This window comes from Terasakiella sp. SH-1 (assembly GCF_004564135.1).
Classification (GTDB): Bacteria; Pseudomonadota; Alphaproteobacteria; order Rhodospirillales; family Terasakiellaceae; genus Terasakiella.
Map to the genome: position 1 here is coordinate 1,655,993 of NZ_CP038255.1, position 25,972 is coordinate 1,681,964.

Sequence of the window (25,972 nt, forward strand, 5' to 3'; positions counted from 1 at the left end):
CCTAGCCATATATAATCACTCTTTGCCTCTTTTTCAAAGCCGTACGTTTAAGATTCGGATAAGGAAAGATACCCCGACGCAAGATAAACAACACATAAATCGAAAATAGGTAGCCAACTAATAAAACCATACAGAGTGTCTATTTTCGAAATAACAACAGACAAAAGAAGAATCTACACCTTAGAAGTGCAAAGCAAGTTCTATTATTTTAAAGGAATTGCAGTATTAATTAGAGTAATAACAAATACTTATACAATTGAGTAATGTGATTATGTAACCTGTATCTTTCAACAAAGTCAGTATGTTAAAGCCAAAAAAATGGACCAAAGCCATTCTACACCTTGCTATAGAGTTGAATATAATTAGAATGTGGAGCCACTTGTGAATAAACAAAATTAAAAATCATTCACAAAAAGCTAAGCTAGGGAGCCATAGATGGTCGGAAACGATAATCGCATTTCATCCGACGCAAACTTTTTTGATTGGACAGGCCATGAAAAAAGTTTGCTACAACAATTGGGTAAGCTGCTTGAACCAGCCCTGCCCAATGTCTTTAACAAGTTCTACGATTACCTTGAAACGATTGAGCATCTAAAAATACAAATTGATCGCGCAGGTGGTGCTGAACGTCTGAAAGAGGCTCAGAAAAAACACTGGGAGCATCTTTTCAACCAGATTGATTCTGAACAATTCAGAAAAGAAACCATCGCCATTGGTCGGGCTCATGACAAAATCGGCCTAAAACCAGACTGGTACCTTGGTGGATATCACTACCTTCTTGTCGGCACCTTAAATGAGCTGCGCCGTCTTGAACGCAATGTGGAAAAACGCGGTCAGTTTATTGACGTTTTCCTCAAGGCCATGTTTTACGATATTGAGCTTTCTCTGTCTGCTTATGTGGAAATTGGGTCTTCCAATATCATCAAATCTGAAATCCTGACAATTTCAGACATGCTGGAACGCGAAGCAACCAACACTATCGGTGAAGTTGCCCATAAGTCAGCCAAATTTAACCAAATTTCCAAACAGGTTGCCAAACGTTCCACGGGCCTGCAAGATATCGTTAATGATATGGCAGATTTAACCGCCCAGTTTTCTCAGGATGTACAAACGATTGCCAGCCTGAGTGATAACCTCAAGGAACTCAGCAGCAATATCGGCATGCAGGTGAATGAAACCTCTCAAGCCACACAGGCCGTTTCCCAACTCAGCCAAGAAGCCTCCAGTGCCGTTGAACGGTTGAACCTGGCAACGGACCAGATTGCCGGGGTCGTGACCCTGATTAAGGACATTGCCGCCCAGACAAAAATGTTATCGCTGAACGCCACCATCGAAGCCGCACGTGCTGGTTCTTACGGCAAAGGTTTTGCCGTTGTTGCCCAGGAAGTAAAAGGGCTGGCAGGTCAAACAGAAAACAGTATTACACAAGTTTCGAGCCATTCTGCCGACATCTCGCAAGAGGCATCGGCAACAACGAAAAACATCAATGATATTGAAGGCTCTATCACACAAATGGCTGAACAGGCTGGCGAAATTTCAAATGCTGTAGGGGATCAATTATCTTCTGCCAACGAAATTTCATCCCGAATGGGTGAAGCTGTTACCAAATCGGCCAATGTTGCCGATCAGATGGGTTATATTCGCGAACAGGCTGAAGAAAACCTTCAATCCTCTATGGCTCTATCCTCAATTTCACAAATGTTGACACAGGATATGGAGACATTGCGCGCCCGGATTTTAAGCATCGTGGGTAGCTCAACCGTTAAAGATGATCATATCCGTGTTCCTGTTGCCCTTGATGCCAATATCATCGACAAAGAAAACTCTTACCCCTGTAAAATCGTCGATCTGTCCTTGGCCGGGGTGATGCTCAGCTTTCAAGGCGATAATCCTCATCATGATATTGCGATGGGAACATCCTGCGAGCTTGAATTCGACCTGCTGGGGTCTGCACGCTGTCGCACATTAATGCCGTCAGCCAACCATCTTCATATTCAGTTCATGGACCTGCGTGATAGAGAAATCACCATTCTGCGTGAATACGCCCAGGAAGTTATGGCAAAAGATTTCCAAATGGGGGCGATTTGTCAGGATGCCGCCGGGCAAATTCAACGGGCCTTTAATGAGTCTGTGAAAAACGGCCTGATTGATATTGATGACTTGCTGGATGAAGAATATACCCTGATTGAAGGGACTGATCCCAAGCAGTTTATGACAAAGTTTGTTAACTTTACCGACCGTGTTCTTCCCCCTATTCAGGAGAAGGTCATGGAAAATAACGATGAAATTTTGCTCTGTTGTGCGGCTGATCGTAACGGTTATATTGGCACCCACAACAAGATGTATTCTCACCCGCAAAAACCGGGGGAAACCGTCTGGAATACAGCAAACTGTCGAAACCGGCGTATCTTTGATGATAAAGCGGGCCTATTGGCCGCCCATAACAGGGAACCCATGTTTACCCAAACATACGAACGCGATATGGGGGGCGGGAAAGTCGTTTATCTCAAAGAAGTAGACTGCCCTATCTTTATTGAAGGAGAATATGGCACCGAACATTGGGGTAACTTGCGCGTTGGCTATAAAGCCTAACAAGATGAATGACAAAAGGGGAACAGCGTTTCCCCTTTTTATCTTACAGCTCTTAGAGCCTGCCCCAAAAGTATTTGTTACTTTTCATAGCCTTATGTTTGTTCGTCAGTAGAAAAGATTTGTGAGGTGATGCTGGAGGCATCATAAGCAAATCTTGACGCCCTGACGGGCGAACATAAGGCTACCCTTCGGGTCAACGTCTCAGGGGCAACTGTCGCGTCAACACGTTTAACCGATGCCCCGCATCGCTTTGCACGTGTTTCCTAACTTTTATCCTTGAGTAAGTTGATGAAAAACAACAAATACTTTCGGGTCAGGCTCTTAATTCCCGTTGATCTTGCGCATGAGAAAAGCCAGAAGACCAATCACAACCACAACAGTTGTCACAACCCCACCAATGCCAAACATTGCAATACTATCCATGACGGATGCTCCTTTTTGACGGCGTTTTCAGATGAAGACCATCATGACAAGGGGGCAGCATTAGAGCATTGCGATTTATCAATAAAATAGATTAATTTTCGTTGGCGATGGATTGCAAACGATCCAGATCGGCCCAGAAATGGTTTTTGCCCATATCTTTTAAAGACCCCTCCCGCTTGAATTCCGCAATAATGCGCGAGGTGGTTTCTGTTGTCACGCCAAGAATAGCCCCAAGGTCTTCCCGGCTGAATAAATGGCAGCTATGATCTTTTTCATCAGACAGGCCAATAACCAAACGTGCGACACGGGATTTAGAACTTCCTGTTGAAAGTTCTGTCAACCATTCATCTGCCCGCTGCACAGCTGTATGCCAACGTGACAACAACTGTGTATGAATACGGGGCGTTTCCTTGTTTAAACGTTCCACAACTTCACGCGGGATTTGACACAGTTCAGCATCACGCAAAATGGTGGCATAATGTTCATACGTCGGATTAACCAGTGTTTCCAGCCCGGCGACATCTCCGGTGCGTAACAAGCGAACAATACGTTGGGCACCATCAGGCAAATATTGTGTTAGCTTGATCACCCCACTGCGCACAGTATAGAGAAACTCCCCCTCATCGCCTTCACTATAAAGGCTTTCCCCCTGCCGTTTACTGATTTCCGTAATCGGTTTATGGATCAGCTCAAAATCATCATGTTCGAGATCAGCAAATAATGCGAGGTGACGAATGCCACAATTCTCACATGACGAAATTCCCGTCCAAGCGTTGGCAATGGCTTGTTTTTCCAAGGCGGTGCCTTTCTACTCACAACACTACATATGCATTAACTCCTAAATATTTACCCTATTTTCTAAATTCTTTTCAATGCTATTCTTGAATACGATATAATTTTTCGGTTCTCTTTGGCTTCAAAGACTTGCATGATCATCACAAGGCGATAACTTCTGCCCCATAAGGTCTCTGATAAGAAAGGTGAACAATGCTCCATACCCGTAACTCCATCATTGACTGGCTGATCAACGAAGGCTGGAAATTTTCAGATAAAAAAGCCTTTACACGCGAACTGGCAAACAGCTTCTTGGCAGCAGGTGTCCAGATTGACCGCATTCGGCTAACCATCCGCCTGTTACACCCTCAGGTCATGGGGTTTAGCTTTACCTGGGACAGCAGCAAAGAGGAGGTTGATTTCTTTGCAGCCTCTCACGAAATGAAGGAAACGGACCTTTATAAAAACAGCCCCTTCTCTGCCATTTTTGAAGATAACGCCGGTGCAATCCGTCGCCCCCTTCATAACCCGAACTGCCTGTTGGATTACCCTGTCCTGACGGATTTAAAGGAAGAAGGCTTCACAGATTATGTCGCCCTTCCCATTATTTTCTCAGATGGGCGGCGCAGTGCAATCACCCTGTCCAGTAAAGCCCCCAAAGGTTTTACGACACAGGAGCTGACACTTATTTATGACTGTTTGCCTGCCCTTGCCCGCATTGTGGAAAACCATGCCTTAAAACATACCGCATCTGTTTTGCTGGAAACCTATCTTGGTAAAGAAACCGGGCAACAAGTCCTTAGCGGTAAAGTGAAAAGAGGCGATGGACAGCGCATCCGTTCGATCATATGGTTTTCAGATTTACGCCAATCGACCCATTTGGCTGAGACTATGGATAATGAGGATTTCCTCAAGCTTCTGAACACCTATTTTGAATGTACCGCCGGGGCTGTTCTGGATAACGGTGGCGAAGTACTGCGTTATATTGGTGATGCTGTTCTGGCCATTTTCCCCGTTGGTGAAACAGAATTTTGCCCCACAACACACAAGGCGGCACAAAATGCGGAAAAAGCGATCCGGGCAACCTTTGACAGATTGGATAAAATGAACAAAGCTCACGCAGGGTTAAATCTGCCCGAAGTCAAATGCGGGGTTGGCATTCATGTGGGTGAAGTCATGTACGGTAATATCGGTACCAATGAACGACTTGAATTTTCGGTTATTGGCTCATCTGCCAATGAAGCTGCCCGACTTGAAAGCATGACTAAAGAACTCAAAGTCCCCGTTGTTGTCTCAAATCAGTTTTGTGAGCTGCATGGGGGTGATTTCTGGCATTCACTGGGCAAACATAATCTGAAAGGTTTCTCAAACGAACGAGAACTCTATACCCTTGCCCAATAAATCAAAAAAGACGGCTATTTTTAATTGTTTAAGTGGCAATTCGATTAGAATGGTTTAGTATGCCCGTAAAGAAAAAGAATCATACAGGAGAGTAAGTTTGGGTTCGCAGCGTATTGCCAACATCTTTGTGGCCTCAACCAATACTGAAAACATTGATAGTTTTTCCCAGCGTTTGGAAAAGTATCAATATACCGTGATCAAGAACGACGGAATGGATTTGCTTGCCCAAGCCGAAGCCGCCCACCCCGACCTGATTGTTCTAGATGTGACCTGTGATGATTTTGATGGGTTCGATGCTGTCACCAGCTTGAAAAACAACACAAAGACCCGCCATATCCCTGTTATTGTCATTGCTGATCAAAAGTCAAATGAGCTGTATGAAAAGGCTTATGCCGTCAAGGCTGATGATGTTTTCATCCATTCTTTTGATATTCAGGAATTCTTCATTCACATCAAGCCCCTGTTGCGCCTGTCTACCATGTTCATGGAATTGGAAAACCGTGTAGAACTGGCCCAAACCATGGGGGTCAAAGCCAGTAGCGACATCAACTTTGATGATGACAGTCGCTATCAAATCCTGTTGATTGATCCCAAAGATGGTGATCGTGCGATGATTGAGACCGTGCTGGACGGCAATTGCCATATTGATGTCTGCACCGATTTCTTTGCCGCAGAAGATCAACTGACCACCGGTCAATATGATGCAGCCATTTGTTCGATTGATGAAAATACAAAGGAAAATGTCCTGAGCCTTAGCTCACGTGCGCGCAATAACCCACGCCTGTTTAACTTGCCCATGCTGGTTATTAGCGAAGGCAACATTCAAGACCGCATGGATGCTTATCGCCGGGGCGTCACCCGTATTGTCAGACGTCCTATCAATCAGTCTTCTTTGCGCACCAAGCTCAAAATGCTGATCCGGCGCCAACGCCTGCGTTGGAATGTCCGCAAAGCAATGGACACGACATGTGAAAGTGAAACCACACACGAAGTCACCCATGCCTATTCCAAAGACTTCTTTGTAAAAAATCTCTCGCGTCAAATTGAAAATGCTCATAAATGGCAAAAGAATATGACGGCTGTGTTTATGTCCGTCCCCAATATCCCCAATATTCGCGACCAGTTTGGCGATGAAGCTGCCGACCACCTGTTGCAGCAAGTCTATCAATGGATCACCAGCCTGACCCGTGTGGAAGATACCGTTGCTCTTTATGGAGATAATGAATTTTGTATCGCCCTGCCCGATACCCCGCAGGAAGAAGCTCAAATCGTTATGCATCGCATTGCAGGTATCCTCAGCTACACGGACTTTGCCGTTGTTGATGTATTCCAACCCATCAGTGTCTGGGTTGAAACAGGGATCACTGCCGTTGAACTGGGTGATGACGCGGACATTCTGATTAAACGGGCACGCAAGAACATCGACTAGGGCCAAAACCATAAACATGTATATCGACATTTATTATGATACGATTTGCCCTTGGTGCCTGATTGGTAAAAAACGCTTGGAAAGCGCCCTGGAAAGCCGAGGACATATTTCCCTGAAAGTCAGATGGCGCCCCTTTTTGCTCAACCCTTCCATGGGGCCGCAAGGGATGGAGCGCCAAACTTATCTGGATCAAAAATTTGGTGGCCCACAACGGGCCAAACGGGTTTACGATGTCATTGCCCAAACCGGACATGACAACGGTATTGATTTTCAATTTGATAAAATAGAATACACCCCCAATTCCATTGATTCCCATCGCATGGTCTATCTTGCCGAACGCTACGGTCTTGAATCCAAGATGGTTGAGCGCCTCTTTCAAGCCTTTTTCATGGAAGGGGCCAATATTGGTGAACGGGATGTGCTCATTACCCTTGGTGAAGAAATCGGGCTGGCGCGTGAAGAAAGCACCCTCTTTTTAGAGGGAAGCGTGCGTTATGATGATGTCATCCAGTCTGACCGTGAAGCCCGCCAATTGGGTGTTCATGGCGTCCCCGCTTTTGTCGCACGTGATCGCTATGTGATCTCTGGTGCTCAGGAAAGCAAAATTCTGGGTAAATTCATTGATACGGCTTGGCACGGCTAAGAAGGCTTTGCCATTTCACCTAAGTCTTTCAACAATTGCTTTACCCCGCCAAGGCGTTTGGACATATCGTCCCAACGGCGCATGAAAACCAAACAATGGTCCGGGCGCATTTTAGCCGTGCCGGCCTGATCCATTAGGAAACGAACCAAGCCATCAGGATTGGCAAATTCGTTATTGCGGAATTTAATCACCGCCCCTTTTGGCCCGGCATCAATTTTTTCAATAGATGCCTCACGGCACAGGCGCTTCATTGTCACCGTATCCAGCAGGTTTTCCACTTCACCCGGCAATGGCCCAAAACGATCAACCATCTCAGCTGCAAATGCATCCAGCTCTTGGGAACTTTTCAGCGTCGACACCCGACGATACAGCTCCATACGCACATTCAAATCAGCAATATAACTTTCCGGGATCAAAACGGGCAGGCCAATACCAATCTGCGGGCTCCATTCATGATCCTCGACACTCAGATCACCGCCACCTTTGGCTTCGGCAACTGCTTCTTCCAGCATTTGCTGATAAAGTTCAATCCCAACCTCTTTGATATGACCGGATTGTTCATCCCCCAACAGGTTCCCTGCCCCACGGATATCCAGATCGTGACTTGCCAGCGTAAATCCAGCCCCAAGGCTATCCAGTGTCTGCATGACTTCAAGACGTTTTTGCGCAGTCTTGGAGATTTTCTGGCCCGGTGGCAAAGTGAGATAGGCATAAGCCCGTGTTTTGGAACGCCCGACCCGGCCACGCAACTGATAAAGCTGAGCCAAGCCAAACATATCTGCACGATGAATAAAGATCGTATTGACAGAAGGCAGATCAAGACCTGATTCGACAATGTTGGTTGCCAGCAAGATATCATAAGATTTCTCAGAAAAAGCCGTCATGACATCTTCCAGCTCCTTAGGCTTCATCCGGCCATGAGCGACAGCAATTTTGGCATCTGGCACCAGTTCATGCAGGTCTTCGGCAACCTTATCCAAATCCGCCAAACGGGGGCACACATAGAAACATTGCCCACCACGAAAACGCTCGCGCTGAATAGCCTCACGAACCACGACCGGATCAAAAGGCGTCACAAAAGTGCGCACGGCCAAACGATCCACAGGTGGTGTGGCAATCAGGCTCATTTCCTTCACGCCCGTCAAGGCCATTTGCAGGGTACGTGGGATCGGCGTTGCTGTCAGGGTTAAGACATGGACATCGGATTTAAGTTTTTTCAGCTGTTCCTTGTGAGTCACACCAAAATGCTGCTCTTCATCAATAATCAACAGACCAAGGCGTTTAAATTTCACGGTTTTCGCCAGCAAGGCGTGGGTCCCCACCACAATATCGACCGTGCCATCCACCATTTCTTCTTTCACCCGTTTGGCTTCTGTGGTGGTGACAAGACGCGATAGCTGCTGGATGCGAACCGGGAAATCCTTAAAGCGTTCGACAAAATTATTGTAATGCTGGCGTGCCAACAGGGTTGTCGGCACCACAACGGCAACCTGCATGCCACTCATGGCCGCAACGAAAGCTGCGCGCAAGGCCACTTCGGTTTTGCCGAAACCCACATCACCACAAACAAGGCGATCCATGGGACGGCCACTTTTCAAGTCACTAATGGCATCGCCAATAGCACGCAACTGGTCATCGGTTTCAACGAACTTGAACTGCGTACAGAATTCTTCATATACCCCATCAGGTGCGGCAATGGCTTCACCTTTGCGCAATTCACGTGCAGCGGCAACCTTGATCAGGTCTTGGGCAATATCGCGCACACGTTCTTTCAGGCGGGCTTTTCGGGCCTGCCATGCCACACCACCCAGTTTATCCAGATGGGCAGCGCCTTGGTCTGAGCCAAAACGTGATAGCAATTCGATATTTTCAACCGGCAGAAACAACTTATCCCCACCATCATAGACAAGGATCAGGCAATCATGCGGTGCCCCGCCCACATCAATGGTTTCCAGCCCTTCATATCGGCCAATGCCATGATCCATATGAACGACAAGATCGCCCTCGCTAATACTAGAAGCTTCGGCAATAAAATTTTCTGCCCGCATGCGACGGCGCGCCGGGCGCACCATCCGGTCACCAAGAATATCCTGTTCTGCCAGAACGGTCAGCCCGTCACAGACAAAACCATGTTCCAACCCCAAAACAACAACGGCCACCGCCTCTTGAGGCAGACGTTCCACATCGCCAAAGGAACCGACAGCGGCCAAACCGGCAACCCCATGTTCTTTCAAAACATTGATTAATCGATCGCGTGATCCATCGGAATAAGCAGCCACAAGCACACGTTGATTATTGCTTTGTTCAGCCACGATATATTGACGAACTGCGTCATAAACATTCATGTTTGGATTAGCGCGTGCCTCGGCAAAATCAAGGCAACGTCGCCCTTGGGCATCAATGACTGTATCTGCCTCAGGTACGTCATAAGCATTGATCTGTCCAAGCCCATAACCATCCAGTGCCTGATCCCAACCTTCCTGATTTAAGTAAAGAAGGTTTGGTTCAATCGGATTATAAGGGGCTTCCCCACTGAGGGCTGCATCAGCGACCTCTGCACGGGCATCATAATAATCCTGCACCATTTCAAAACGACTATCACGGGCTTGTTCAGCCTCATGGTCCAGCACAATCTTCGCCGCTTTAGGCATATAATCGAGCAAACATTCCATCGTTTCATGAAACAATGGCAACCAATGTTCAACCCCAATGGGACGGCGCCCGGCAGATACCGCTTCATACAGTGGATCTTTTGATGCCTTGCCGCCAAAGATTTTACGAAATTCGGTGCGAAAACGTGAAACAGCCTCTTCCCCCATCGGCAGTTCACTGACGGGTTTAAGAACAAATGTTTTGATCGTGTCAATGGTGCGCTGACTGACGGGATCAAAGGTACGCACGCCAGAAACTTCATCCCATTCCAGATCAAGGCGCAACGGCTCGTTTCGCCCCGGTGGGAAGACATCGACAATATCACCACGCACCGCATATTCGCCAGGTTCCATCACCGTTTCACTACGTTGGTAGCCATTGCGTTCCAGAAATTCCACCAGTGTTTCACGGCGGACTTCATCGCCAATCTCAGCCTTAAAGACCACATCTTTAAAACTTGCACGTGGCGGTATCTTTTGCACAAAGGCTGAAACCGTTGTCAGAACAATTCGGGATTTCTTGTGACTTTCGGCAATACGGGTTAAGGCATCAACCCGTTGCCCAACGATTTCAGCATGGGGCGATACCCGGTCATAAGGTAAACAGTCCCATGCAGGAAACTGAATGACTTCTAAATCAGGATAGAAAAAAGAAACCGCCTGCGCTGTGCGCACCATTTTGGCTTCATCAGTCGTGATGAACAACAGATCGCCATGTTGTTTGGCCAAATAACCAAGCAACACACTATCAAAACCTTCGGGCACTGCACTATAAGTTTGCAGTCCCGCTGTCGGAAGCGCACGGAGGGAAAGTTTCATTTTCAATCGCCTTTAAGAGAGGTTGGGCATATAGCCTTCAACCATGGCGTATTCCTGACATTGACGCAGTTTTTGCATCACTTCATTTTCAAATCCAGCCGGAACGGGCTGTTTTTCCGTGATCCATTTGAAAATATCAACGTCATTTTGTTCCAGAAGAGTTTCAAACTGAACAATTTCTTCTTCTGGCAGGTCATCCAGATAACGTTTGGCAAAACGGGCAAAAATCACGTCATTTTCATGCATGCCCATATATTTGCATTTATGATGTAAGCGTTTAAGTCGTCCATCCATGATATCACCAATTGCCAGATCAAAAAAATTCCTTAGGATATAGCGAGCTTTTCATTCCTTGTCATTTCCAAATCCATGCGCCCTGAAATTCTTTTCCCCCTTTTTCGCCCGATCACCGCCCTTACTGGCGTGGGGCCGCGTATATCCAAATTTATGGAAAAAATCACCGGAGAACATATTGTTGATGTCCTGTGGCATTTACCCAGTGCCTTCATCGACAGACGCTTTTCCCCCAAAATTGCCGAAGCCCCGGATAATACGGTTGTCACGCTGGAAGTGAGCATTGCCAAACATTTCCCATCACGCAATCGACGCGCCCCTTACAAGGTCTCCTGCTTTGATGAAACCGGGCCGATGGATTTGGTCTTTTTCAATGCCCGTGGGGACTATTTAAAAAAACAACTCCCCGAAGGCGAAGTCCGTATCATCAGCGGTACAGTTGAGCGTTTTCAAGGCGTGTTACAGATGACTCACCCTGATCGCATCGGCAAACCAGATGAACTAGCAGACATCCAAACCGTTGATCCGGTTTATCCCCTTACAGCCGGTGTGACCAACAAAGTCATGGGCAAGGCCATCCGGGGCGCCTTGGAAAAAACAACTGAATTGCCCGAATGGCTCGACCCCGCTTTTAAACAAAAAAAGAAATGGCCCCACTGGCAAGAAGCCTTGGAAGCCGCCCATCACCCACAGGAAGAAGAAGACCTCTTTGCAGACTCCCTGCCCCGTGAACGGCTGGCTTATGATGAACTGCTGGCAAATCAACTGGCTTTGGCCCTGGTTCGACGTACCGTGCGCCGCGCAGCAGGGCGTTCAGTCACAGGAAACGGTAATTTGCGCCAACAGATCAGAGATAGCCTACCCTTTACCCTGACCAATTCACAGGAAGAGGCCCTGAAAGAAATTGAAGCCGATCTGAGCGAACCGTTACGCATGTTACGCCTGCTCCAAGGGGACGTAGGCAGCGGTAAAACAGTCGTGGCCTTGCTGACAGCCTTGATTGCCATTGAGGCAGGCATGCAAGCCGTTATCATGGCCCCAACGGAAATTCTCGCACGCCAGCATATGGAAACCATCGAACCGCTTTTATCTGGCACTCCCATCACCCCTGTGATTTTAACCGGGCGTGACAAGGGCAAAAAACGCACAGAAATTCTGGAACGGATTGCCACAGGCGAAGCCCAGTTGGCGATTGGTACACACGCGCTTTTCCAGGAAGATGTGGATTTTGCCAATCTGGGCTTGGCCGTCATTGATGAACAACACCGCTTTGGTGTGCACCAACGCCTTGCTTTGGCCGGAAAAGGCCAACATGTTGATGTGCTGGTCATGACCGCAACCCCTATCCCGCGCACCCTTATGCTCACAGCCTATGGCGATATGGATGTGTCGCGCCTGCTGGAAAAACCTGCGGGACGAAAACCGATTGACACACGGGTTATGGCTCTTTCAAAACTGGAAGACGTCGCCCACAGCATTGGCCGGATGATTGCCAAAGGGGCACGCATTTACTGGGTCTGCCCACTGGTGGAAGAATCTGACAAGATTGAAATTGCCGCTGCCCAAGAACGGTTTGACCATCTGCAAAGCCTTTATGGCGAGCGTGTCGGCCTTGTTCACGGCAAAATGAAAGGGGCTGAAAAAGATGCCGTTATGACGGCCTTTGCCACAGGTGAGATTGATGTGCTGGTTGCCACAACCGTGATTGAAGTTGGCGTCAATGTACCCGAAGCCACCGTCATGATTATCGAACATGCAGAACGGTTTGGCCTTGCCCAGCTCCACCAATTGCGCGGCCGTATTGGCCGGGGGATGGACGCCTCAACATGCTTATTACTGTATGGGGCACCTTTATCTGAAAACGGTCAGGCTCGACTAAAAATCATGCGTGACACAGAAGATGGCTTTGTCATTGCAGAAGAAGACTTGCGCCTGCGCGGTGCAGGTGAAGTGTTGGGCACCCGGCAAAGTGGCCTGCCGGAATTTAAACTGGCACAATTGCCCGCCCATGAAGAACTGCTGGCTGCGGCGCGTGATGATGTGAAACTTATTCTAGAACAGGACCCCGAACTTGCCAGCGAGCGCGGACAAGCCCTCCGCACCCTGCTCTATCTTTTCGAAGAAGATGCCACGGTTGGCTATTTAAGGTCAGGCTGAAGATTATTCAGCCTCTTTCCCCTGTTTGGAAAGCAACACAGGTGCGCCTTCTTTTTCACGCAAGACATCCACATCCTCATACGTTTTAGCCGAAGTTTGCGGTTTTTCTTGTAATTCTTTGGAACGTGTATCTGGTGGGGTGACAATCCCGCCGGAGATCACCATCTTAACAGCTTGTTCCACAGACATGTTTAAGTGGATCAAATCCTTTTTTGGAACAAACAACAAGAAACCAGAGGTCGGGTTTGGTGTGGTCGGCAGAAAGATATTAACGCAATCTTCTTCTGTCAGGTTCTGTACTTCCCCTTTTGTCGTACCCGTAATGAAACCGATTGCCCAAATGCCCCGGCGGGGGTATTCGATCATAACGGCTTCACGGAAAGCTTGTGATTTTTGTGCCAAAACCGTTTCAAAGATTTGCTTGGTTGCACTGTAAATCCCACTGATCACAGGCATACGTGCCATGATCCCTTCACTGATACGCACCAGCAGCTTGCCGATAAAACCAGCAGTCAGCATACCAACAACGGTCAGCACGATCACAACGATAACAAGACCAAGGCCAGGTAAACTAAAGGGAAGATAAGTTTCCGGGTTATAGTCTTGCGGAATTAACGGCGTGACTTTTTCATCCACAAAGTCAATAAACAACCATGCCAGTAAAATTGTAATCGAAATCGGTGCTGTCACCAAAATCCCGGTCAGAAAATACGCGCGCAGACGTGCAGCGACGGTCAACCCTTTTACAGGTTTACTTTCTTCGTGCATATTCTCATCAGTCATGGACAACCGTTCCTATTTTTTGTAGCGTTGCACCGCATGTTATAGTCTTTACCCTCAAGAAAAAAGAACGAATTGTTACCGTTATGAAAAATTGGGTCATTCAGTACGTTTACGCCACCGAAAAAAATGAGCAAGGCGTATCAATTTTAGAAGTTCAGGCCGAAACACTGGAAGAGGCCAAAGAAATCGCTGTGCAAAAAGCTGCGGCTGAAGAATATATTTTCAATGTTTATCCGCAATCTGATGAACAGTTCCTCGGCACCGTCAAACATCAGGCCAGCATGCTGGTTGGTAAAGGTGAAACGGCAGAAAGCGAAGAATAATAAAGGCGTCAGCTTTTATATTTCGCCAGTTCCTGCCCCATCCGGCGGATATTTTTCACGAAGATATTGATCAAACCGCGCATAAACGGGTCTGCCTTTGCCAGTTTCGTCATGAACGTGTCACGGGTTACGACAACAAGCGTGGTTTGTTGCACTGAACGAGCCGCCGCCATACGGGGCTGGTTGTCGATCAGGGCCATTTCCCCAAAAATGCCGCCCTTGCCAATTGTTCCCAGCACGACTTCCTTGCCATCAATCATCTTAAAGATTTCAATCATACCTCGTTCAACAATATAGGCACGATCGCCGGGATCACCTTCTTTAAAAATTTTATCGCCTGCGTAAAAAACCTTACGTTCAACAAAGCGTTTTGAAGCTTGACCAGCCATTTATGAAACCTTTCAGAATCATCTATCCCTTTTTTAATACTACCCATTTATATATTTATTGCAATCACGTCAAATGACATACTGATAAAAAAGGCATAGGAATAATCAAAAGGTTGTAAATGCGCACATACCCCCAAAGACCATGGGTTGCCATTGGCGTTGTTGTCCATAAAGGTGACAATATTTTGCTTATCAAACGGGCAAAAGAACCCAACAAAGGACGTTGGAGCCTTCCCGGCGGGGCACAAGACCTTGGTGAAACTGTTTTTGCTGGGGCTGCACGTGAAGTTTTTGAAGAAACCGCAATCCAGACCACAGATCATTGCCTGATTGACGTGGTGGATTCCATTCATCGTGATGATGAGAACCGTGTGCTCTATCACTACACCTTAATAGAAATATCCTGCCTGTACCAAGATGGCACGCTTAAGGCCAGCGACGATGCCTTAGAGGCCATCTGGGCACCCTACCACAAGATCAGCAGCTATGATTTACGCGAAGACACCTTGCGGATCATCACACAGTCTTATCTTTCGCGAAAAGCTTCGTTAACCGAGGTATAAACCGGCTTGAGAAGATATTGCAGCAATGTCTTCTTGCCTGTTGTGACATCGGCCTGCACCGTCATCCCCGGCATAATGCGGTTGTTTTCAGGGTCATATCCCACGTAACTGCGATCCAGCACAATTTGCCCTTTATAATAAGGTTCTTCTTTCTCATTCATAAAGGTCGTGGCCGAAATTGACGAGAGTTCCCCGGTAATCCCGCCATAACGGGCAAAATCAAAACTGGTAATTTTAACCGTTACGGGCTGCCCCACACGCATATGCCCCACATCACGGGTTGTGATCTTTGTTTCCACAACCAGCTCTTTATCCAAGGGGACAATTTCTGTAATGGTTGCCCCTGGTGCAAGAACCCCACCAACTGTGGTTGCTTGCATCCCTTTGACAATTCCCCGCACAGGTGCGCGTGATTCCAAACGTTCCACCCGGTCTTCCAGTTTTGCCAAAGCTTCGCGAACTTGCGCCAGTTCAGAAGTGACAGTCCCCATTTCCTGCAACGCCTGTTCTTTTGACTTGGCAACATCCTGTGCCAACCTGTTTTTAGCCTCTTCATGAGCTTCCAGTGCTTTGAGGCGTTCCTGAACAACCTTGTTCACATCCCCGCGTGATTGGTTGGCTTCCCGTTTTAAGTCCAGATAAACGACCTTTGATGTCAGCCCTTGCTTATAAAGGTTTTCGCGCATCTTCAATTCATCTTCCACAATGGTCAGATGTTGGCGCAACGTTTGTTCCTGTTCATCCAAAACATCCAGTTCCGTACTTGTTTGTTCAATCTGATTGATCAAAACCTGACGGCTACTGGCTTGGGAGCCTGTCTGAACCTGATAAATAGTTTCCTGATCCTTGACCATATCGGCATATTCCTGACTCACAATCGAAAAGTCAGGTTCCCGGTCCAAACCAACAGCGCGCAAACGTTCAGCCTTCAACAACAGGGAAGCACGGCGTGCCTTCATCTGGGCACGTTCTGAATAGGCTGCTGCCGGGTCCAGACGAATCAAGATATCGCCTGCTTCCACAATCTGGCCCTCTTCAGCCAAAATTTCAGAGACGATCCCCCCTTCAAGGTGCTGAACCGTTTGAATTTGGCCTGAGGGGATCACCTCCCCAAACGAAATGGAAACTTCATCCACCTCAGTAAAATAGGACCAGACGACAAAAGCAACAATCACCAGCCCCACCGTTATCATGCCAGCACGGATCAGCGATGATGTCCCGGCTTCTTCCAAAACAACAGACTGGGCAAGATAGCGGGTTTGGCGCGAACCAAGCTTGAACGGGACAGGCTTTGGTTCCTCTTTCCCTTTCTTTTTTGTCTTTACAAGGTCGCGACCAGTACTCATAGGAAGTCTTTCGGCAAGTGGGGTTTTACTTCTTCTGTTGGACCATACATTTTCATATGGCCATTTTCCAGCCAAAGAATTTTATCCGTAATTTTCAAATGGCTGGGACGGTGGGTGACGATAAAGCTGACGACTCCTTCCTGTTTTAAACGGTCCACTGCTTTCATAAAGGCTTGATCATCTTCAAAGTCAAGACCATTGCCCGGTTCATCAAACAACATAATGCGTGGTTGTTTAATAAAACAGCGGGCCAAATTCAAACGTTGCTGGAAACTGGTTGGCAATTGCCCCCCTGTCCCTTCCCCAATGCGTGTCCAAAACCCTTTGGGCAAATCTTCAATATCTTTCAAAACATTTGCCATCTCACACGCCATCGCCAATTCTTCATCGGTTGCTGCCGGATTTGCAAGACGCAGGTTTTGCGAAATCGTACCATAAAAGAATTGTGTCGTTTGCGGTGCATAACCAATCATCTGGCGCAGTTCAACTGGATCAAGCTGTCGAATATCGGTCTGATCCACACGAATACTGCCTGCCTGAGGGACATACATGCCCAACAGAAGCTTCAGGATTGTTGATTTACCACACCCATTCCCCCCAACAAGTGCAAGGACTTCCCCCGGTTTAATATCAAAATTAACCCCAACAAGTGCCGGGTCTGCCTCAGGTGAATAGCGCAGGGAAACACGACCAAAAGAAATATAGCCATCAATCTTGCGATTTGAATTTATGGCCTCGTCCTTATGTTCTGAATTAATATTCATCAGGTTGTTGATCTGCCCAATGGATGAACGGACCTGTTCAACACGGGTCAAGGTCACAAAACCTGACTGTAACGGACCAAGCACCCGCCAGACCAAGATCATAGAAGCCACAAGGCCACCGATGGTCATCAGCCCGTCAAACACACGAAAGACACCAAAAGCAATGGTGATGACCCCGGCTAGAATCATCAAGACATGGGATATGGTCGTCAGATAATTTGTCACTTGTGAAGATTTAAAACTTGCCAGTGATGCCTTGGCGGAAAGTTCACGATAACGTGCAAGCCATGTTTCTTCGGAATTGCTGTATTTAATAGCCCGCATGGATGAAATGGTTTCAATCAGCAATTCCTGTCGCTGGGACCCATAACGCGCTGTTTCACTAATAGCATGGCGAATCATGGGGCCAAATGCCAAGGCAACCAGCCAATAAACCACCAGCATAAAGATGGGAATAAAAGCAACAGGCCCACCAAGGATGGCAATCACAATAATAAAAATAAATGAGAACGGAACTTCAAATAACACCACAGCCATCGGCCCGGTGAAGAAATCCCGGATAGATTCAAAATCCTTAATCCGTGCAACCTGTGCACCGATTGTTGCGCGTTCTGTAAAAGCGGGGGGCAAAAACAAGATGCGCCTGAAAACTTCATTACCAACAATATGGTCAATCCTTGCCCCAACAAAGGCAAAGATGCGCGTTCTGATTTGCCGAAGAACATAATCACAAATCAGGGCAATCGCCACACCAACACCGAAATACCCCAATGTTGTCATGGATCCTGTTGCCACCACCTTGTCATAAACAGCCATGACAAATAACGGGGTAGCAAGAGCCAAGAGATTCAATAACAGCGTCAGTGTCAAAATTTGATAAACCAGCCCCCGGAAACGTTCCATCACCATCCAGAACCAACCAATTTTGGCCTGAACCAGCTTTTCTTCTTCCAGATCAACTGGGGAGAAAAAATAAGCGGTGCCCTTTTGGGTCATATCCTTACCGCTTAGGGTTTCATAATCACCTGTTCCCCCATTAAAAATACGAACACCGAAATCACTACGCGCCATAGGAATGAAGGCCGGCATATCATCAGAAACGAACAGACAAGGCATCAAACGGGGATCAATATCAGACAAGCGCACCCGTTCAGGCCGACTTGAATATTGCAGGTTAGCCATAACATTGCGAAACCCTGTAATATCCAGCTCATCAGCAAAGTGCGGCATGGCTTCTGCAATATTGCGCTGTTGCCCACGCCAACTCAAGGACATCAACAAGACCTCAAGGCATGCCGCAAAATCTGAAATTTCCCGCAAATTGGCTAGCAAGGGCGACTTCTTGATAGACTGCGCCATTGGCGAAAGGTCTTCTGTCGGTGCAGGAACCTGCGTCACTTCTATTTTTCCCAAAGCTTCAGACATTCTTCACATCCGTTTCAGGTTTAGTCCGTTTTTTCAAAACAAACTTTGGCTTGGCGGCCGGATCAAAAGATTGCCCTTCCGGGGGAATAACCGTCACCTTTGAAGGATGGTCTTCTTTCCCCCCCTTATCATCAGAAACTACTTTGGGCTTAAAGATCGCCTGAGGAGTCGTCTGGATTTTTGCCTTGGTATGGATACGTTGGGAAGCAGATTTTTTATCTGTCTCCAGCTCTGTTTTCTCGACCTTTTGTTCCTGAGGTTCAATTGTTGCCATATTTAACTCAGGTGATGGCGGGGCTGGCGGCGGGGCAAATGGTTTGAACCCAAAGCTATCTCCATCACGTTTGGTAAACTTACCGTCATCAAGGTCATATACCTCGTCCGCCATCCGTAAAAGAGAGGGACGGTGTGTCACCAAAATCAAGGTTCGCTGACCATGGGCCTGTTCCAAAAATTCGGTCAAGACCTTATCGCCTGCACTATCCATGGCAGCGTTGGCCTCATCAAACAAAAGAACGACCGGATCAGTCATCAAGGCGCGTGCGATAGCAACACGTTGCTTAATCCCACGAGGCAAGGAATCATAAGCCCCATTACCCACGGCGGTATCGTAGCCCAATGGCATGCGTGAAACCACATCATCCAGTCCCAGCAGGCGTGCAATACGCAACGCTTTATCTTCCAGTTCCGGCTTAAACATGGTGAGATTTTCCAGAATGGTCCCATTAAACAGAACGCCATGCTGGGGGAGATAGGCAATTTTACGCCTGACACTTGAGGGTTCCAGCTCGTTAATATCCTGACCATTAATCAAGATTTGGCCTTCCGTCGCCCGCATGGCCCCCATCATCAAATAAAGCAATGAGCTTTTCCCACTGGCATTGCCACCGGAAATCCCGATGATCTGACCGGGTTCCACTTTCAAATTTACCCCTGAAAACAAGGGAGCTTGCTCTTCCTCAAATGATAATCCGACATTACGCAGTTCAATGTGGCCCCGATAGCTGGCATCAATAACAGGAAGAACACCTTCGGTTTCCGGCTTCATCTCAAAAATTTCTTCCAATTTGCCGCGTGCCAGCTGGATTGACTGAAAACGTGCCCAAATTCCCACAGCCCGTTGCAAGGGCTGCATGGAACGCCCCGACAACATGGTGCAAGCGGCCAGACCACCAACGGTCAATTGTCCATCAATAACAAACGTGCTTCCCGCCCCAACAACAGCAAACATGGTGAGCTGCGAATAAAGGGAGCCCAGGTTCATTGCGGCAGAGCTAAAACGCGTCACATCATAGTCAGAGCGGGCACAAGATTCCTGCAGACGCTCATAACGGCGCAGCATCTGGGTTTCCATCGCCATGGATTTTAAGGTGTGAATGCCGCTTAAGACCTCAATAATAAAATTAAAACGACGTTCATCAGCAACCATGCGCTCAGCCAGTGAACCACGTAATTTCGTCCCCAAGCGCCAGGCATTCAGGGCAAAAACAGCAATCAAGACAATAGGAACAAAAACAAGCCCGCCCGCAAGGTAGCTGATCAACGCAAGGAAAATAAAAGCAAAAGGCAGATCAAACAGGGTCATCAGGGCCTGACCGGCATAAAACTCTTTCAAGGTTCCCAACGAGGACATCCGTTCAAGGTGCACACCGGAACCATCTTTTTCAAATTCATTTACACTGCTTGACAGAACACGTTCAACGGCTGCACATCCAGCCATATGTTCAAAACGCGCCCCGACCCAACCGCTTAAGTAACTGCGCCCAACGCGTAAGATTGCTTCCAGAAACAAAGCGATGGCAATACCGGCAACCAGCATGGCCAGTGTATTCATCGTATTATTGGGTAAAATCCGGTCATAGATTTGCAGCAATGCCAAAGGCATCACCAAGGACAAGACATTGATGAAGAAAGAGGCAAAAAGAATATCAAACATCCCGAAAGATGTTTTAGATTGCTTCCCCAGCCGGGAAACCCAATCCACTTTTTTATTTGCGCGATTCTTAAACATCTCTGCGTTAAAGCTCACTTGTCAAAATACACGGTCGCCAAGTTGAACATGCATATCATTTATATTAACAAATGAAATACATAAGGTTTCATCGAAACAACTTCGATACATTTATGAAATTCATACATATATTCTTGCATTAGACATAAACGTACTCTTTAATCTATATAAGAAACAACGAACAAATTATTAAGATATGGAAGAATCATGACCTCTACTGTCCTCGTTTCCGTTTTTTGCCCTGATCAGACAGGCTTGGTCGCTTCAATTACCGGCAATTTATTCGACCTTGGTGCAAATCTGGCGGCGACCACATTCACCGCCCTTGGAACTGGCGCTGAATTCACCGCTGTTGCCGAACTACCTGAAGACGTCAGCATTGATGATATCCAAAATGATTTAGAAAAAATTGACGTATTGAATGGGGCGCAAATTTCCATCACACCATTTACGCTGGAACCGAATCAAGGCCCACACGGGCGTATTACTCACCGAATCACCGTATCTGGTGGTGATCGCCCCGGCCTGATTGCCCGTCTGTGTGAAGTTTTTGTCCAGTTCAAAGCCAACATCGTTCGCATGAATGCTGAAAGGCTAGTCAGCGGCACTCAGGATCAATATATCATTCGCTTTTCCGTCTGCCTTGATGACGACAAAGCGGATAAATGTTTGGCAACAATTGGCAATACAGCAGGCGAGCTTAAACTCGATTACCATTGGGAAGGTGCATGAAACACCTTTCTTGTTAACGAAAAAGAAACGCCTCCCTTGCCACAATGCTTGAGACTTGCGTGGACTGTACATTTTTTCTACTATCCGCGGCGTTTTATCTATGCTCAAGCAGAAGATCACGGGAATGCTGGACAGACGACTTTTACATAAGAACCGGAAACGGTCTTACAAAACAATTATTGCAGCCTGCACAGCTTTGGCGGCTTTGTCTCCCATTGAAAGTCATGCCAAACTTTCAATTCTTGGTGTTTTGGACACACGTCCCTCTTTTGCCCAAACGCCCGTTGCCCCGATCTCACCAACGACAGCCACAAGCCCCGTTATTCCAACGCAGGCTCTCACACCGACCCAGCATATCCCGCATCAGACACAAACAGTGCCTGAAAATGCCACAGATTTCAATGCGTCAGGCTTTTCCGCAGAAGAAGTTGGCTTTCACAAAGAACTTGGGGTTATTACCGCACGGGGCAATGTCGAGATCATTCATGAGGATCGGGTTCTTATTGCCGATACAGTTTCCTATAATCAAAATAAAAACCTCGTAACAGCCTCAGGTAATGTTCAGCTTATTGAACCAAATGGCGATGTGCTTTTTACCGAATTTCTTGAAATTACCTCAGACCTGAAATCCGGCATTGCCCAACAGCTCCGCATGAGCCTGTCTGATAATTCACATCTGGTTGCCAGCAAAGCCAAACGGACGGAAGGCCGCTTTTTAATTGCAAAAGACGCCGAATACTCCCCTTGTCAAAAATGTCAAGACAACCCTGAGCGCCCACTTGCCTGGAAACTTTCTGCAAAAGAAGTTACCCATGATGCAGAGCAAAAACGCATGGAATATAGCGATGTCTTTTTAGAACTTTACGACATCCCCGTTCTTTACTTCCCCTACTTCACCCACCCAGACCCGACACAACGGCGTGAAACCGGCTTCCTAACACCAAGTTTTGGTTCCCGTGGAACATTGGAAGGCTTTGTAAGCGCACCTTTCTTCTGGAATATTTCACCATCCAAGGACCTGACACTGGAGCCGACCTACTATTACAACCTGGAACAAGGCCACCTCAATGCTGAATACAGGCAACATACCCAGACAGGCCAGTTACGTCTGGGAGGAAGTTTGACCTATGCAGATGGTGGTGCCGGTGCCACAGACAGTAATAAAAGTGAAGTTCGCGGACATATCGACAGCGAGGGGCTTTTCCATATCAACGACACATGGCGTTGGGGATTTGAAGCCAACCATGCCACAGATGAAACCTATGTCAGACGTTACGGAGTAACCAACAGAACGGAAAATGCGCATTTAACCTCCAACCTCTTCACCGAAGGCTTTCGCAAACGCAATTATATGAAAGCCCAGTTGAGCAGCTACCAAGAACAGCGCGACGGCAACGACAACGACCTTCAAGACGGCAAGTTTGAATATCTTTTCAATCATATCAGCCAACCTCAAAAAAGCGGTGCTTACTGGAAAACGAACGCAAGCCTTTACAGCATTAATAGCAGAAATGATTCTTCGGCATCCCGACTTGCTGCAGATACCTCCTGGGTTATTCCTTATACCTCTCCCACAGGGGACCTGATTACGCTGGATACCAACATCATTGCTAGCCTCCATTACGCAAATAACCTGAATAATAGTGGCTTGTCTGAAGAATATTCCGGTGCCCAGGCTCGCTTTACGCCCAGTATGTCACTGGAATGGCGCAAACCGTTAAGCCGCACCCAGATGGGTGGCCGCGTCAATGAAATCTTTGAACCTATTATCAAGTTAAAGGCAGCTCCAAACATTGGAGAAAACCATAAGATTGCCAACGAAGACAGTCAGGACTTTGAATTTGACGATACGAACCTGTTTAAAACAAACCGTTTTGCAGGTCTGGATAAAGTCGATGGTGGTCAACGTCTTGATTTTGGCTTTAACTGGGGACTGTTTGGTGAAGAAGGTGGCTACAGCCAAATGTTTATCGGCCAAAGCTATCGCCTACGTGATGATAGCACCTATGACAGCAACTCAGGCCACCAGGATAACATGTCAGACATTGTTGGCCGTGTGATCGTCGAACCATCAAATTTCTTAAGCGTCCTTTATCGCTATCGTCTGGACAAAGCAAATATGTCCTTAAACCGAAGCGAGACCCAACTCGCCATTGGCCCAGCCTCCAGTCGCTTTAGCATGGGGCACCTCTTTGTCGAAGGAACAGGCCAAAGCTCAGAATATGCAACACGTGAAGAAATTCATGGAACGTTGTCCAACCAGATCAGTAAAAACTGGTATTCTACCATTGATGGACGCTACCGGATGAGTGATCCCGAAGGCAGTGTCTCTTACGGTGGTCGTCTTGGCTATAAAGATGAATGCACGACTATTTATTTCGATTTCCGCAGGAACTTCTCTGATGACCGTGATATTGATCCCACAGATGTCATGACACTGCGCTTTGAACTGAAAAACCTTGGTGGTTTCGGCACCCTTTAAGAAAACAATAAAAAAAGAGGCTGGATTAATTCATAACCCAGCCTCTTTTTACTTATCTTTTAAACACCTTAGTCCATAGAACGAATTTTAACATAAGACCCAGGCGCATCTTCAAACGGCTTATGTGTTTTGCTGCCTGGCTTGCGGGCATTCACTTTGCCACCGCTATGACGTGAAATCCATTTCTTCCAGTCCTGCCACCAAGACCCCTCATGTTGAGTTGCCCCAGCCAACCACTTATCGGCCTCAGCAGGTTTGTTCGTGTTGGTCCAATAGCCATATTTGCCGGATTTTTCCGGATTGATAATCCCTGCAATATGACCAGAGCCGCCCAGAACAAACTTCACGGAACCACCAACATTCTGGGTCAATTTATAAGTGGATTTCCAGGGTGCAATATGATCATCGTGCGTAGAGATCATATAAAGAGGTGTCTCAATTTTGCCTAAATCAATGGGTTCACCATTGAGTTCGATCCCCCCTGGTTCAACCAACCTGTTTTCCAAATACATTTTGCGCAAATAGAATTTATGCATCATCGCAGGCATACGCGTTGAATCTGAATTCCAGTACAACAGATCAAACGGGAATGGCTCTTTCCCCATCAAATAGTTATTCACAAAGAACGACCAAACAAGGTCATTGGCCCGCAGCAAGTTAAACACCTGCGACATTTCAGACCCTTCAAGATAGCCCAAACGCTCCATATGTGCATCAAGCAGGTCCATTTGCTCTTCATCAATGAAGACACTGATTTCACCGGCATCAGTGAAATCTGTCAGGGTTGTAAAGAGGGTCGCAGACTTAACTTTATCTGCCTGCCCCGTTGCTGCCAAATAAGCCAGCGTACAGGTTGTTAACGTACCACCAATACAATATGCCGCAACGTTTACCTGATCTTCGCCCGTGATTTCCTGAATCGTATCAATGGCTGCCAGCGGACCTTCCTGCATGTAGCAAGAGAAATCTTTATGTGCGAGTTTATCATCCGGGTTCACCCAAGAGATGACAAAGACGGTATGGCCCTGATCCACCGCCCATTTGATTAAAGAGTTTTTCGGCTGCAAGTCCAATACATAGAATTTGTTGATCCATGGCGGCACAATCAAAAGTGGATTTTTATTCACTTTTTCTGTTGTTGGCTCATACTGAATCAACTGAATAAGGCTATTTTGATAAACGACCTTACCCGGTGTTGAGGCAACGTTTTTACCAAGTTCAAATGCTTCCAAATTCGTCATGGAAACTTTCAGCTTGCCCTTCCCTTCTTCAAGGTCATCGAGGAAATGCTGAAAACCTTTCAACAAGCTTTTCCCTTGGGTTTCCACCGCTTCTTTCAAAACAGTCGGGTTTGTTGCCACAAAGTTGCTCGGGGCCATAGATTGCACAAAGTTACGGGTATAAAAATCGACCTTGGCTTGCGTGCTTTCATCAATCCCTTTGACATCTGCCATGGTGTTTTTAATCCAGCGGGCTGTCAGCAGGTAATATTGTTTAATCGCATCAAAATAAACCTCTTCCTCCCAGGCTTCGTCCTTAAAGCGACGATCACCGGGAACAGGTTTCGCCACAGGTTCGCTTGCCTGGCCCATCATGCGTTGTGTTACATGCTGCCATAAAGAGGTATATTCCTGCCACAGGTCAGCCTGAGCCTGAGCCAGTTTTTGCGGGTCCTGCATCAATTGGGCAGAAGCACGCATGAACGCCTTGCCAACCACATAGGGGTCTGGAATTTGGAAACCATCATCTTCGGCCTGACGTTCCAAAAATTTTGTCATAATACGTTGTGAACGATCTGCAAAGTCCTGCATGTTTTCCATCAGTTCCTGCTGGTCAACGTTCAGCATTTTCAGTTCTTGATCTTGTGACAAATTATTGTCTCCCCGTTAATGGATTTATCTATGCCGTGTCAGTTCAGTCGAAAAAAGAAGCAATGTCAATTTCGATTATTAAGACTCATACTCAAGTTAT

18 protein-coding genes are annotated in these 25,972 nt (G+C 47.1%); 9 read left to right on the top strand and 9 right to left on the bottom strand.

The features are described 5' to 3' along the window. The first annotated feature begins 435 nt into the window (after positions 1–435). Positions 436–2,592 (top strand): protoglobin domain-containing protein, encoded by a 2,157-nt coding sequence (locus E4K71_RS07765; protein ID WP_135078336.1) that lies wholly within the window; start codon positions 436–438, stop codon positions 2,590–2,592. Positions 2,593–3,106: 514 nt separating this feature from the next. Here E4K71_RS07765 and E4K71_RS07770 read toward each other — a convergent pair. Beyond that, complete coding sequence (locus tag E4K71_RS07770) at positions 3,107–3,811, bottom strand: Crp/Fnr family transcriptional regulator (RefSeq protein WP_135078338.1); 705 nt, start codon at positions 3,809–3,811, stop codon at positions 3,107–3,109. A 191-nt stretch (positions 3,812–4,002) separates the two neighbouring features. Here E4K71_RS07770 and E4K71_RS07775 point away from each other — a divergent pair, with 191 nt between their 5' ends. The 3 genes from E4K71_RS07775 to E4K71_RS07785 all read left to right on the top strand — a co-directional run bounded on the left by E4K71_RS07775 (position 4,003) and on the right by E4K71_RS07785 (position 7,262). Further along, entirely contained in the window at positions 4,003–5,190 is a 1,188-nt protein-coding gene (locus tag E4K71_RS07775; RefSeq protein WP_135078340.1) for an adenylate/guanylate cyclase domain-containing protein, read from the top strand. Between the two features lie 97 nt (positions 5,191–5,287). Then, positions 5,288–6,619, top strand: a complete 1,332-nt coding sequence (locus E4K71_RS07780; RefSeq protein WP_135078342.1) for a diguanylate cyclase — start codon at positions 5,288–5,290, stop codon at positions 6,617–6,619. Between the two features lie 16 nt (positions 6,620–6,635). Continuing rightward, the gene (locus E4K71_RS07785; RefSeq protein WP_135078344.1) at positions 6,636–7,262 is read left to right on the top strand and encodes a DsbA family oxidoreductase; all 627 of its coding nucleotides are present in this window, start codon (positions 6,636–6,638) and stop codon (positions 7,260–7,262) included. Here E4K71_RS07785 and mfd read toward each other — a convergent pair. Next, positions 7,259–10,732: a transcription-repair coupling factor gene (gene mfd, locus E4K71_RS07790; protein ID WP_135078346.1), complete on the bottom strand. Its 3,474-nt coding sequence runs from the start codon at positions 10,730–10,732 to the stop codon at positions 7,259–7,261. The genes E4K71_RS07785 and mfd overlap by 4 nt on opposite strands. Before the next feature lie 12 nt (positions 10,733–10,744). Then, positions 10,745–11,026, bottom strand: coding sequence for a succinate dehydrogenase assembly factor 2 (locus E4K71_RS07795; protein WP_135078348.1), 282 nt, complete (start codon positions 11,024–11,026; stop codon positions 10,745–10,747). 75 nt (positions 11,027–11,101) lie between these two features. Here E4K71_RS07795 and recG point away from each other — a divergent pair, with 75 nt between their 5' ends. Next, on the top strand, positions 11,102–13,183 hold the full coding sequence (gene recG / locus E4K71_RS07800; RefSeq protein ID WP_135078350.1) for an ATP-dependent DNA helicase RecG: 2,082 nt from the start codon (positions 11,102–11,104) through the stop codon (positions 13,181–13,183). A gap of 3 nt (positions 13,184–13,186) precedes the next feature. On the opposite strand, the gene E4K71_RS07805 is transcribed toward recG, so the two are convergent. Beyond that, entirely contained in the window at positions 13,187–13,966 is a 780-nt protein-coding gene (locus E4K71_RS07805; protein WP_135078352.1) for a DUF502 domain-containing protein, read from the bottom strand. Between the two features lie 83 nt (positions 13,967–14,049). Here E4K71_RS07805 and E4K71_RS07810 point away from each other — a divergent pair, with 83 nt between their 5' ends. Further along, positions 14,050–14,289, top strand: coding sequence for a hypothetical protein (locus tag E4K71_RS07810; protein ID WP_135078354.1), 240 nt, complete (start codon positions 14,050–14,052; stop codon positions 14,287–14,289). An 8-nt stretch (positions 14,290–14,297) separates the two neighbouring features. Here E4K71_RS07810 and E4K71_RS07815 read toward each other — a convergent pair whose 3' ends face one another. Next, on the bottom strand, positions 14,298–14,678 hold the full coding sequence (locus E4K71_RS07815; protein WP_135078356.1) for a cyclic nucleotide-binding domain-containing protein: 381 nt from the start codon (positions 14,676–14,678) through the stop codon (positions 14,298–14,300). A gap of 119 nt (positions 14,679–14,797) precedes the next feature. Here E4K71_RS07815 and E4K71_RS07820 point away from each other — a divergent pair, with 119 nt between their 5' ends. Beyond that, entirely contained in the window at positions 14,798–15,241 is a 444-nt protein-coding gene (locus E4K71_RS07820; protein WP_135078358.1) for an NUDIX hydrolase, read from the top strand. Here E4K71_RS07820 and E4K71_RS07825 read toward each other — a convergent pair. The 3 genes from E4K71_RS07825 to E4K71_RS07835 are packed head-to-tail and all read right to left on the bottom strand — an operon-like array spanning position 15,205 to position 20,712. Next, the gene (locus E4K71_RS07825) at positions 15,205–16,587 is read right to left on the bottom strand and encodes an HlyD family type I secretion periplasmic adaptor subunit (RefSeq protein WP_135078360.1); all 1,383 of its coding nucleotides are present in this window, start codon (positions 16,585–16,587) and stop codon (positions 15,205–15,207) included. The two genes, E4K71_RS07820 and E4K71_RS07825, sit on opposite strands and share 37 nt — an antisense overlap. After that, entirely contained in the window at positions 16,584–18,776 is a 2,193-nt protein-coding gene (locus E4K71_RS07830) for an ABC transporter transmembrane domain-containing protein (RefSeq protein ID WP_135078362.1), read from the bottom strand. Before E4K71_RS07830 ends, E4K71_RS07825 begins: the two co-directional genes overlap by 4 nt. Then, positions 18,769–20,712 (bottom strand): ABC transporter transmembrane domain-containing protein, encoded by a 1,944-nt coding sequence (locus E4K71_RS07835; protein WP_206201969.1) that lies wholly within the window; start codon positions 20,710–20,712, stop codon positions 18,769–18,771. The genes E4K71_RS07830 and E4K71_RS07835 overlap by 8 nt, the downstream gene beginning before the upstream one ends. A 282-nt stretch (positions 20,713–20,994) precedes the next feature. On the opposite strand from E4K71_RS07835, the gene E4K71_RS07840 reads away from it, so the two are divergent. Together E4K71_RS07840 and lptD are read left to right on the top strand one after the other, a co-directional pair. Further along, positions 20,995–21,519, top strand: coding sequence for an amino acid-binding protein (locus tag E4K71_RS07840; RefSeq protein WP_135078366.1), 525 nt, complete (start codon positions 20,995–20,997; stop codon positions 21,517–21,519). A gap of 100 nt (positions 21,520–21,619) precedes the next feature. Next, on the top strand, positions 21,620–24,001 hold the full coding sequence (gene lptD, locus E4K71_RS07845) for an LPS assembly protein LptD (RefSeq protein WP_135078368.1): 2,382 nt from the start codon (positions 21,620–21,622) through the stop codon (positions 23,999–24,001). A gap of 68 nt (positions 24,002–24,069) precedes the next feature. Here lptD and phaC read toward each other — a convergent pair whose 3' ends face one another. Next, positions 24,070–25,872, bottom strand: a complete 1,803-nt coding sequence (phaC, locus tag E4K71_RS07850; protein ID WP_346504516.1) for a class I poly(R)-hydroxyalkanoic acid synthase — start codon at positions 25,870–25,872, stop codon at positions 24,070–24,072. Between the last annotated feature and the right edge of the window lie 100 nt (positions 25,873–25,972).